The organism is Brooklawnia sp. (genome assembly GCF_032229645.1).
Classification (GTDB): Bacteria; Actinomycetota; Actinomycetes; order Propionibacteriales; family Propionibacteriaceae; genus Brooklawnia.
The window spans coordinates 1-10,642 of sequence record NZ_JAVTWX010000085.1; the positions used below are offsets into that span (position 1 = coordinate 1).

Here is a 10,642-nt window from a genome sequence, read left to right on the forward strand (position 1 = left end):
CCGACGAGGACGACAACGACACCGCCGAGGCTGAGGCCGCGGTGGACGGCGAGGCTGAGGACGCCGCCGAGGCGTCCGACACCGAGTCCGACGCGGCGATCGAGATCGTCGAGGGCGGCACCTCGACCCGTCGGCGTCGGCGCCGCCGGCGCCGCGGCGAGGACACCACCGGCTCCGATGACGATCCCACCGACGTGGTGGTACGGGTCCGCCAGCCGCGCCGTTCGAAGGGCAACGACGAGGTGACCGGGATCGACGGCTCGACCCGGATGGAGGCCAAACGGCAACGCCGTCGCGAGGGCCGGGCCGCCGGACGCCGCCGGGCACCGATCCTTTCCGAGGCCGAGTTCCTGGCCCGCCGGGAAGCGGTGGACCGCACCATGTTGGTCCGGCAGGCCGACGACTACGCCCAGATCGCGGTGCTCGAGGACGGCGTCCTGGTCGAGCACTACGTCGACCGGGCGTCCGCGACGTCGATGATCGGCAACGTGTACCTCGGCAAGGTGCAGAACGTGCTGCCCTCGATGGAGGCCGCCTTCATCGACATCGGACGCGGCCGCAACGCCGTGTTGTACGCCGGCGAGGTGGACTGGGACGCCTTCGGCGTCACCGGCGGCGACCGCAAGATGGAAAAGGTGTTCAAGTCCGGGCAGAGCGTGCTGGTCCAGGTCAGCAAGGACCCGGTCGGCGCCAAGGGCGCCAGGCTCACCGCACACGTCTCCATCCCGGGCCGCTACGTGGTCTACTCGCCGAGCGGTCAGTTGTCCGGCATCTCCCGCAAGCTGCCCGAGGGCGAGCGGGCCCGGCTGAAGGGCATCCTCGACGAGCTGGTCGGCGACCGCGCCTCGGTGATCGTCCGGACGGCCGCCGAGGGCGCGTCCGAGGACGAGCTGGTCCGCGACGTCAACCGGCTGAAGGCACAGTGGGAGGTCATCGAGAAGAAGGTCAAGGCCGGCAAATCGCCGACCCAGCTGTACGCCGAGCCCGACCTGACCGTGCGGATCGTCCGGGACCTGTTCACCGAGGACTTCGGCCAGCTGATCGTGGACGGCAACGGCAAGGGCGAGGACGCCTGGGACACCGTCGACGCCTACGTCAGCCATGTCGCTCCGCACCTGAAGGAGCGGCTGGTGCACTGGGATCGGTCCGAGTCCGGCGACCTGTTCGCCGCGCACCGGCTCGACGAGCAGATCGCCAAGGCGCTGGAGCGCAAGGTGTTCCTGCCCTCGGGCGGCTCGCTGATCATCGACCGCACCGAGGCGATGACGGTCATCGACGTCAACACCGGCAAATTCACCGGATCGGGCGGCAACCTCGAAGAGACAGTCACGCGCAACAATCTGGAGGCGGCCGAGGAAGTCGTCCGGCAGCTGCGACTGCGCGACCTGGGCGGCATCATCGTGGTCGACTTCATCGACATGGTGTTGCCAAGCAACCGCGAGTTGCTGCTGCGCCGACTGGTCGAATGCCTGGGACGCGACCGCACGCGTCATCAGGTGAGCGAGGTCACCAGCCTCGGTCTGGTGCAGATGACCCGCAAGCGCATCGGCACCGGCTTGGCGGAGGCTTTCACCGACGAGTGCGACCAGTGTGGCGGACGCGGGTACATCCGCCACGAGGAGCCCGTCGATTCACAAGCCCCGGCAGATGGCGGTGAGCGGCACGGCGGCAAGTCGTCCTCAAACACCGGTGGTCGCAACAACCGGCGCTCCAAGGCCAAGCCGAAGGTCGAGGAAGCCCCCGCAGCGGCCAAGGCCAATCAAGTGCAGCCATCCGAAGAGGCCAAGCAGGCTGCCTCCAGGCTTGCGGCGGCGGCTTCGCGGCATCATACCGACCAACCGGCGGGCTCCGAGCCCGGCGCGGCACGGCAGGCCGAGCTACTACCGGGCGACAAGCCTGCCGGGGAGTTGCTGGCCGCAGCACAGGCATACGATTCGGACGATGTCAACCAGAACCAGACGGTTTGACCGGCCGGTGGGACACGACATAACATAGATCTTCGGTGCGTCCTCGGTCGGGATATTCCGGCTGGACCGCCGTAGAGCGTTGGGCGTCATGGCAGTCAGTGATGGCGGCGAGACGTTTCAAAGTCAGAAGAAGGAGTCCCGTTCCCGCAAGTCGGGGGGCGGACGAGCGAGAGTGAGTCAGGCGTGTACGCGATCGTGCGCAGTGGCGGCCGCCAGCACAAGGTGGCCGTAGGTGACATCGTCGAGATCGACCGAGTTTCAGACGAGGCCGGTAGCAGCATCTCCCTACAGCCGCTGATGCTGGTTGACGGCGACGACATCACCACAGATGCCGGTGTTTTGGGCAAGGCTTCGGTCACCGCAGAGGTGATCGGCGAGGTCAAGGGCCCGAAGATCCGCATTTTGAAGTTCAAGAACAAGACCGGTTACAAGAAGCGCCAGGGGCACCGTCAGAAGTACACCCAGGTCAAGGTCACCGGAATCGAAGGCTGAGGTAGGCAGAGATGGCACACAAGAAAGGCGCGTCCAGCTCGCGCAACGGTCGTGATTCCAACGCTCAGCGTCTCGGCGTGAAGCGCTACGGCGGTGAGCAGGTCAATGCAGGCGAGATCATCGTCCGTCAGCGTGGCACCCACTTCCATCCGGGCGAAGGCGTCGGCCGGGGCGGCGACGACACTCTCTTCGCACTGGTCGCTGGCAAGGTGCAGTTCGGCAGCCGTCGTGGACGCCGGGTCATCAACATCGAACCGAGCGAGGCCTGAGGGCTCGCTACCAAGGCGCTGTAGATAACGGTCATAGACGGTTGTAACTAACAGGCCTAGACGGTTGTAACTAACAGTCATGACACGGGAGGGGTCGGACGCAATTGTGTCCGGCCCCTCCCGTGTCATGACTGGCTAGTGGTTTGCTTCGCGTCGTCTGCCGCTGCCGATAGTCGCAGCCGCTACCGATTTGTACGTGGTGTTCGCGATCAGCTGCCGCGAATTGCAGAGGCTGCCGAATATCCGCTAGCCGTCGCGGTTTTCGGCAGTCGCTGTGTCGGGGCCGGGGCATTTGGACAGCTGTTGTGACTTCCGGCAGTCGCTGTGTCCGGGCCGGGGCATTTGGGCAGCTGTTGTGACTTCCGGCAGTCCCTATGTCCGGGCCGGGGCATTTGGGCAGCCGTTGCGGTTTTCGGCAGTCGCTGTGGTCCGGGCCGTGAACGGCCGACAAGCTCACCTCAGAAGGTCGAGGTATCGATCACGTAGCGGTAGCGGACCTTGGAGTGCACGACCTTGTCGTAGGCATCCGTGATCTGATCACCGGAGATGATCTCCACCTGCGGCGCCACGCCGTGTGTCGCGCAGAAGTCGAGGACCTCCTGGGTCTCCGGAATACCGCCGATCTGGGAGCCGGCCAGCACCTTGTTGCCGGTGGTCAGGCTCGACAGCCTCAGCGTGCTCGCGTGCTCTGGCAGACCGACATCCACCAGTACGCCGCCGGGCTTCAGCAGCCTCAACATGGCGTCCAGATCGGCAACCGCCGCCACCGTGGAGACCATCAGGTCGAGGGTGCCGCGCAGTTCCTTGATGCGCTCGGGCTCGCTGTTGGCAAAGTAGTCACTGGCACCGAAGCGTAGCCCGTCGTCCTTCTTGCTCATGGTCTGGCTGATCACCACGACCTCGGCGCCCATCTTCGCAGCGATCTGGACGCCGACATGGCCGAGCCCACCCATGCCGATGATGGCCACCTTCTTGCCCGGTCCGGCACCCCATCGCTTCAGCGGCGAGTAGAGCGTCACACCGGCGCAAAGCAGCGGAGCGGCCTTCTCGAACGCGATCTCCTCGGGAATCCGGATGGCGTAATCCTGTTCCACAGTGATCGCCTGCGAGTATCCGCCGTAGGTCGGCCGGCCATCGCGTCCGATCGAGTTGTAGGTCCAGATTGTGCGGGGCGTGGTGGTGCAGAACTGCTCGTGTCCGGCCTTGCACTGTTCGCATTCGCCGCACGAATCGACGAAGCAGCCGATCCCGACCTTGTCGCCGACCTTGAACTTCGTGACCTGATCGCCGATCTTGGCGACGATCCCGACGATCTCGTGTCCCGGGACCAGCGGGTAGATGGCCGGACCCCACTCGGCGCGGGCGGTGTGGATATCGGAATGACAGATCCCGGCGTACTTGATCTCGAAGTAGATCTCGGTAGGCCCGGGCTCACGCCGGGAGATCGTCGTCCGGTAGAACTGGGCGTTGTGGTCATCTGTGGCGTACGCCAATACCTCAGGCATGCTGCTCCTCATCGGGCGTGATCGGGTCACTGCAGTCTAGTGGCCGTCGGAATCACCCGGGCGAGATGCCTGTCAGCTCCGCAATGACCACGCAAGGTAGAGGCCGCCGAGGGCGATCACCCAGCGGCTGAGCTTCTCGGGAAGATAGCGCTGGACGAGCGGGCCGATGTTGCCGCCGATGAGGTTTCCGATGAACAAGATCAGCGCCGCAACCCAGTCGATGGGGGCGAAGATGATGAAGATGATCGTGGCGATCAGATTCGAGATGCTCAGCAGCACTGACTTCATCAGCACGGCGCGCGGCCAAGGGTAGCTGGTCAGCAGAACGACCACGGCAAAGTAGAGGACGCCTGCCCCGGCGCCGAAGTAGCCGCCATAGAGACAGACGAAGAAGAGCACACCAAGATAGAGGGGCCAGCGTTCGGTGCCGTTCGATATTCTTCTCAAGCGCGGGCTCACAAACAATGTCAGCGACGCGAAGGCGATCAGCCAAGGAACCACCGTCTCGAAGACGCTCTCGCCGGTGACCAGCAGCAGAACTGCGCCGGTACCGCCGCCGAGCGCACAGATGCCGAACTGCTGCCAGGCGCGCGTGCGTCCGGCAGCCATCACCTGGTCTCCGGCACGAACCGCCGCACCGGCGCCCACGCCGATCGCACCCAGGGTGTTGGTGACGTTGGCGGTCAGCGGTGAGAGCCCTACCGCGAGCAGTGCGGGATAGCTGATCAGCGACATCAACCCGGCGAGGTATCCGACCAGTCCTGCGAGCACTCCGGCCAGCGCGAGAAAAACGATAGTGCCCAAAGTGATGTCCACGACTGCCTGCCTCCTGCCTGCTCATTCTCTCATCTGCAGGCTGGATGGTAGGCCGTGACCACTTCGGGCGCCGACTCAGGTTTCGGCCGGCACGGTGACATCGACCGCCCAGGCGACACCGTATTTGTCAGTCACATCGCCGTAGTAGTCGCCCCACATCTGCTTGCCGAAGGCCATGCCGACGGTGCCGCCCTGGCTGAGTGCGTCGAAGATGCGTCGAGCATCGTCGAAATCATCGCCCCACAAGGTGATCGTGACCTTGCCGGAGCCCGTCGCCGTGTTCCCGCTCGGGTCGTCACCAGCCATCAGCGAGAAGCCGGGCACATCCAGTTGGCCGTGCATCACCAGATCTGCGACTGCGGGGTCAGGGTTGTATTGCGACTGCGGCGCGATGTTGAGTTCGCCACCGAGGATCGATTGATAGAACTCAAGCGCCTCTCGGGCCTGGCCGGAAAAGACGATGTACGGACTAGCGTTGAGCATCGGAACTCCTTCGTTTGTCGTAGCTTTTCTCACTCTACGGCGCGAGGGAGTCGCATCGAGGCATGTTATCGGCCGTCTCGATAGACCGGACGACTGCATCCGGCTCGGGCAAACCCGCAGACCCGTCAGGAGCGGGTCTCCCAGCCGTGTCCTCCTCCTTGACACAATCTGAGCACCTGAGTCGAGCAGAAATGTGCGACTGATAGATCGTGGGTGATGACCAGCAGCGCTAACCCCTGAGCGCCGCGAAGAGACATCAGAAGCTCGAGGATTGAGCGCTGAATGGCCGGATCGAGCGAACTGGTGGCCTCATCGCACAGCAGCACGCTTGGCTGGTGAGCCAGAGCCCGGGCGATTGCCACCCGCTGTGCCTGACCGCCGGACAGCATCTTGGGCAGATGACGCAGATGGGATGGAGGCAGCTGCACGGCATCCAGCAGTGCCAGCACCTCGTCGCGGCAGGCCCGTCGTCCGAGTTCGGGACGAGCACGCGCCACGGCGCGATCAAGCTGGCGGCCGATGCTGACCGCCGGGTTCAGGCTCCCGGCGGGATCCTGGCCGATGAGCTGGACAGCCCGCCGCTGCGCGGGAGAACGGTCGTCCAGCCTCCAAGGCGCGTGCCGACCGCCCAGCCGAAGCTCGCCGGACTGCGGCGGATGACTGCCGATCAGAGTCCGGACCAGGGTTGTCTTGCCGGCGCCGGACGGGCCGAGAAGCGCTACTGTCTCACCGGGCTGCAAGACGAGATCGACATCGGCGAGCACCGGATCCCCGGCAGGGGTCAGTACCTGGAGCCCACAGGCAGCCAGCGCCGCATCAGAACCGGGACCATCCCCCGGCGCGGGGACCGAGCCGGCGTCCGGCTGTTCTTGTTCGGACGACTCCAGCCGCGGCGGATGGTAGGCGGGTAGCTGCGCGGCGCGCAGGGCTTCGCGGACCAGGGGTTGCGCGGAGCCATCCAATTCTCCGGTGGTGATCGTCTCGGCGATGCGGCCATCGGCCATGAACGAGATCCGGTCGGCCATCTGCCGTGCCACGGTCAAGTCGTGGGTGATGATGAGGACCGTCAGATGGTGGCTGGAACGCAGATCGCGCACGATCTCCACGACCTGGCCGATCGCCTGCTGATCCAAGCCGTTGGTGGGCTCATCCAGAACCAGCACATCGGGTGACGACGCCAGTGCCCGGACGAACGCCGCCCTGCGGCGCTGCCCACCGGAAAGCTGATGGGGTCTTCGCTGCAGCAGATCGGTGATCGACCCGAGCCCCAGGTGGGCCGCGACTCCGAGAAGATCTTCGTCGCGCCCGCCGGTCGCCGAAACCTCGCGAAGCAACTCCCCGATGGTCAGATGCGGTGTCAGTGCTAGTGCGGGGTCCTGGCCGAGCCAGGCGAGACGCTGCCTTCGAAGTGTGCGGAGCCGAGGCCCGGTTAAGGCGAGCGGTTCGCTACCGCAGACCTGAACTCGTCCGCCGCTGTGCACCAGACCCGGCCGCAGGCGTCCGAATAGTGCGAGCGCAAGCGTCGTCTTGCCAGAACCGGATTCACCGACGAGTGCGTGGGTCTGCCCGGCAGCAACCTCGAGGCTGACATCGGTGAGGATCGGGGATCCGGCTTCGGTCTGGATGGATAGATCCTCAATTCGAATGACTGAGCCGAGATCGGTGGCGGGTGCAGCGGTGCTTGGTAAACGCGCGGGCTGGGCCCGCGCCCGTCGCTCGGCGAGGGTCATCACCGGTGCATGCCCGCTGTTGCTTGATTCGAGTTCGGAATCGATCATCGAAGAGTCCTTCGCATCGCCCTGTCGACCAGCAGGTTCGCCGGAATCGTGATGCCGGCGATCGCCAGGGCGGGCGCAAGGCTGGCCCATGGATTGAGCGTCAGCCCCTCAAGTCCGGATTGGACCATCGTTGCCCAGTCATTGTCCGAGCCGAGCGGCGAGAAACCGAGGAAGCCGGCTGCAGCCACCAGATAGAGCGAGCCGATGAAGCGTGCTCCGGCGTCCGCAAGGATCGGTGGGCCGAGGTTGGGGAGCACTTCGCGAACGAATATCACCGGCCACGAGTCCCCGCCGGCCCGGGCCGCCAGCACGTATTCCGAGGCGATCACCGGAATCGCGATCGATCGGGTGAACCGGGCAACAAAGGGGACGCTGGCCACAGCCATGATGAGCACCATGGTCGATACCCCCGAGCCCAGGCCGAAGACCAGCACCATCATGGTGAGCATCGACGGAATGACGAGCAGCAGATTCAGCACGATCCCCAGCGCCTTGGCTGCCGGCCGTCGCGTCGTCAATACGAGCCCGAAGGCCACTCCGATGACCACTGCGGCCACGGTGGACACGAGTGCCACCAATAGGAGTCCCGAGCCTCCGGCCAACAGGCGGGTCCATACGTCTCGACCGAGCCCATCGGTGCCCAAGGGCAGCCCCGGGGATGCCGCGGAATAGCCGGCGCCAACGGTAGCGGCAGCGTCCGCGACGAGAAGCGGCCCGGTGACGGTCGCGATGACGATCAAGACCAAGAAGCCGAGCAGCATGCGATCGCCGATGGTGCTCACTGCCTGGCCCCCGAAACAGCGAGGGATGGTCCGTCGGTCACGAAGCGAGGACGCGTCGGCACGCGCTGTCGTCCGGTCTTCGCAGACCCGGTCGTGGACAGGTCTGCCAGCCGATAGGCGACCACGGTGACACCGACGACGATCAGTGAACAGGCCATCAGCAGTCCGGGTTCACGGTTGCTGACTGCCTGAACCATGACGCTGCCGAGTCCGGGAAAAGCGAAGGCACGCTCCACGATGATCGTGCCGCCGACAAGGTAGGGCACCAGCATGGCGCTGGCCTGGGCGGCGGGGGCGAGAGCTCCCGGCAAGAGGTGCCGCCACAGGACACGAACCGGGCTCAGACCGGCCAAGTGTGCGGCTTCAACATGAGGGGAAGCAGCCTGCCGGGCGATGACCGGACGCACCAGACGCACCAGGGTGGCGCTGCCGACGACCCAGATCGTGAGAACTGGGAGAACCAGGATCTGTGGACGGTCGAAGATTCCACCACCGGCGGGCACCAGAGAAACCGCAGGCAGCCACCCCAGGCCAGTGGCAAGAACGAGCACCAGCACGGTCGCGACCACGAATTCGGGGGTGCACAGGGCGGCGAGCGCGGTAGAGCTGAGAATGCGATCGACTCGGCCGCCGGGCCGCATACCGGCCGCGATCCCCCCACCCCAGCCGAGCAGCAGGATGCCGATCACCGATAGTCCGGCAAGTACCGCCGTGCGTCCAAGTGCACCTCCGATCACCGTGACAACCGGCACACCGGTGACCAAAGTGGTGCCCAGGTCACCAGACAGCAACCCGGTGAACCATTCCAGCAGGCGAGTCGTCAGCGGGCGATCCAAGCCATAGTGGGCGCGGAGCGCGGCGAGTTCTTCGGCAGTGGCATCCAACCCCAGCCGCAGGTTCGCAGCATCGCCGGGCAGCAGATCCAAGACCACGAAGATCAGCGTGAGGCTGGCCGCGATCCATGCCAGGGTGACGACCAGCCATCTCATTCCCGAGCGAATGTTGCGCCAAGCCGGGCGGTACTCAGGAGTCACCGCAGATTCCCGCTGAGAGACAAGCCCCGGCACTGGTCACCGTCATGCCTGGTAACTGGCGTGGGTGAAGACCGGTACCGACTGAATGATCTCCACGCCACTCAGCTTCTCGTCATGAGCCGACAGAACCGGTTGGAAGCCCCAGACGGTATCCGGACCCGACGTCCAGAGGATCTCCTGAGCCTTGTCGAGCAGTCGCGTGCGCTCCGCCTCGTCACTGGTTGCCTGCGATGCGGTGATGACCTCGGTGAGTTCCGAGTTGGTGCCGCCCATGTAGTTTCCAGGGGCACCATCGACGCTGAACATCGGAATGTGCGCGGCGATGGGGCGATTGATGGCGTAGAACGAGAAGACATCGTTGGCGGGGATCGTGCTCAGGTCTGCGAACAGTGCGGTCGGATCGACCTCGGTGACGGTGACGTCGACCCCTGCTTCTTGCAGCTGCTGGGCCAGCAGCTTCGCCGCATCGGTGATACCTGGCGTCATCTCGGAGGCCAGCACCGAGATCGAGGTAACACCTTTGGCCTTGAAGACTTCGGTGGCCTTGTCGATATCGCGTTGCCGTTGTTCGATCGAATCGTCGTATCCGACCATGCCCTTGCCGACGATGTCATTGCCCACGGTGCCACGGCCCCGGAAGACGACATCCACCAACGCCTGCCGGTCGACGGCCAGCCGGAAGGCGTCCCGCACCTCAGGATCATTGAAGGGTGCCTTGTTGGGGTTCAGCATGAAGGTGAACGCATTCGATTCGGCCGGGCCGGGATCTTGGACGACGACCCCGGAGCCTTTCTGAATGGTCTGGGCTCCGGTTGCAGTGACACCCATGGCGTAGTCGAGCTGGTCGGACGCGACAGCGGTCAGACGTGCAGTGGCGTCCGCGATCGGCAAGAACTCGAGTCGTTCGAGTGCCGGGGCGCCACCCCAGTAGTCATCATTGCGTGCCAGGACCACGCCGGTATCGGGATCGTAGGATTCCAGCTTGAACGGTCCCGAACCGATTGCTTTGGTGAAATCTGTCATGCCCTCGGGAAAGACAATGCTGATCTGCGCCAAGATCGATTCGACCAGGTCTGCCCGCGGCTTAGCCATGGGCAACTTAACGGTGAGATCGCCGTCACTGGACGCATTGTCGAAGTCGAAGTCGGCGAACATCGATCCGTAGTTCGGCGCGACCGCAAGATACTTCAGCGAGGCCAGCACGTCATCGGCGGTTACATCAGAGCCATCGGTGAATTTTACGTCATCGTGAATCGCGATGGTCCACTCGGTGGCGTCCTCGTTGGGGGTGATCGATTCGGCCAACACCAGCTCGGTTTGGCCCTGAGACATCACCACGAGCGAGTCGAAGAGGTTGAGGGAGACTCCATAGCTGAAGAAGGACGACGCCATGGTCACATCGAGAGGGTCGCCGGGGGCACCCATGATGCCGACGCGGACGGTGCCACCCTGCGCCGATGAGGCTGAGCCTGCGACGTCTTCGGAGTCGGCGGACGACGAACTGCAGGCGGTGAGT

General features: G+C 64.8%; 10 protein-coding genes. 3 read left to right on the forward strand and 7 right to left on the reverse strand.

The features are described 5' to 3' along the window. From AAFP05_RS06000 to rpmA, 3 genes are all read left to right on the forward strand, one after another. Positions 1-1,967: Rne/Rng family ribonuclease (locus tag AAFP05_RS06000; RefSeq protein ID WP_341728943.1), on the forward strand; the 1,967-nt coding region annotated here is incomplete at its 5' end. Between the two features lie 183 nt (positions 1,968-2,150). After that, entirely contained in the window at positions 2,151-2,459 is a 309-nt protein-coding gene (gene rplU, locus AAFP05_RS06005; RefSeq protein WP_341728944.1) for a 50S ribosomal protein L21, read from the forward strand. A gap of 11 nt (positions 2,460-2,470) precedes the next feature. Next, on the forward strand, positions 2,471-2,728 hold the full coding sequence (rpmA, locus tag AAFP05_RS06010) for a 50S ribosomal protein L27 (RefSeq protein WP_341728945.1): 258 nt from the start codon (positions 2,471-2,473) through the stop codon (positions 2,726-2,728). Positions 2,729-3,186: 458 nt separating this feature from the next. Here rpmA and AAFP05_RS06015 read toward each other — a convergent pair whose 3' ends face one another. The 7 genes from AAFP05_RS06015 to AAFP05_RS06045 all read right to left on the reverse strand — a co-directional run. Further along, on the reverse strand, positions 3,187-4,233 hold the full coding sequence (locus AAFP05_RS06015) for an NAD(P)-dependent alcohol dehydrogenase (protein WP_341728946.1): 1,047 nt from the start codon (positions 4,231-4,233) through the stop codon (positions 3,187-3,189). 72 nt (positions 4,234-4,305) lie between these two features. Continuing rightward, positions 4,306-5,049, reverse strand: a complete 744-nt coding sequence (locus AAFP05_RS06020) for a sulfite exporter TauE/SafE family protein (protein WP_341728947.1) — start codon at positions 5,047-5,049, stop codon at positions 4,306-4,308. Between the two features lie 75 nt (positions 5,050-5,124). Continuing rightward, positions 5,125-5,532 carry a VOC family protein gene (locus AAFP05_RS06025; RefSeq protein ID WP_341728948.1) on the reverse strand — a complete coding sequence of 136 codons (408 nt, stop codon included), beginning with the start codon at positions 5,530-5,532 and terminating at the stop codon, positions 5,125-5,127. Positions 5,533-5,657: 125 nt separating this feature from the next. Next, on the reverse strand, positions 5,658-7,310 hold the full coding sequence (locus tag AAFP05_RS06030; RefSeq protein WP_341728949.1) for an ATP-binding cassette domain-containing protein: 1,653 nt from the start codon (positions 7,308-7,310) through the stop codon (positions 5,658-5,660). Continuing rightward, positions 7,307-8,092, reverse strand: a complete 786-nt coding sequence (locus AAFP05_RS06035) for an ABC transporter permease subunit (protein WP_341728950.1) — start codon at positions 8,090-8,092, stop codon at positions 7,307-7,309. Before AAFP05_RS06035 ends, AAFP05_RS06030 begins: the two co-directional genes overlap by 4 nt. Next, positions 8,089-9,126 carry an ABC transporter permease gene (locus AAFP05_RS06040; RefSeq protein WP_341728951.1) on the reverse strand — a complete coding sequence of 346 codons (1,038 nt, stop codon included), beginning with the start codon at positions 9,124-9,126 and terminating at the stop codon, positions 8,089-8,091. Before AAFP05_RS06040 ends, AAFP05_RS06035 begins: the two co-directional genes overlap by 4 nt. Positions 9,127-9,168: 42 nt before the next feature. After that, a partial coding sequence (locus AAFP05_RS06045; protein ID WP_341728952.1) for an ABC transporter substrate-binding protein occupies positions 9,169-10,642 on the reverse strand: 1,474 nt, incomplete at its 5' end.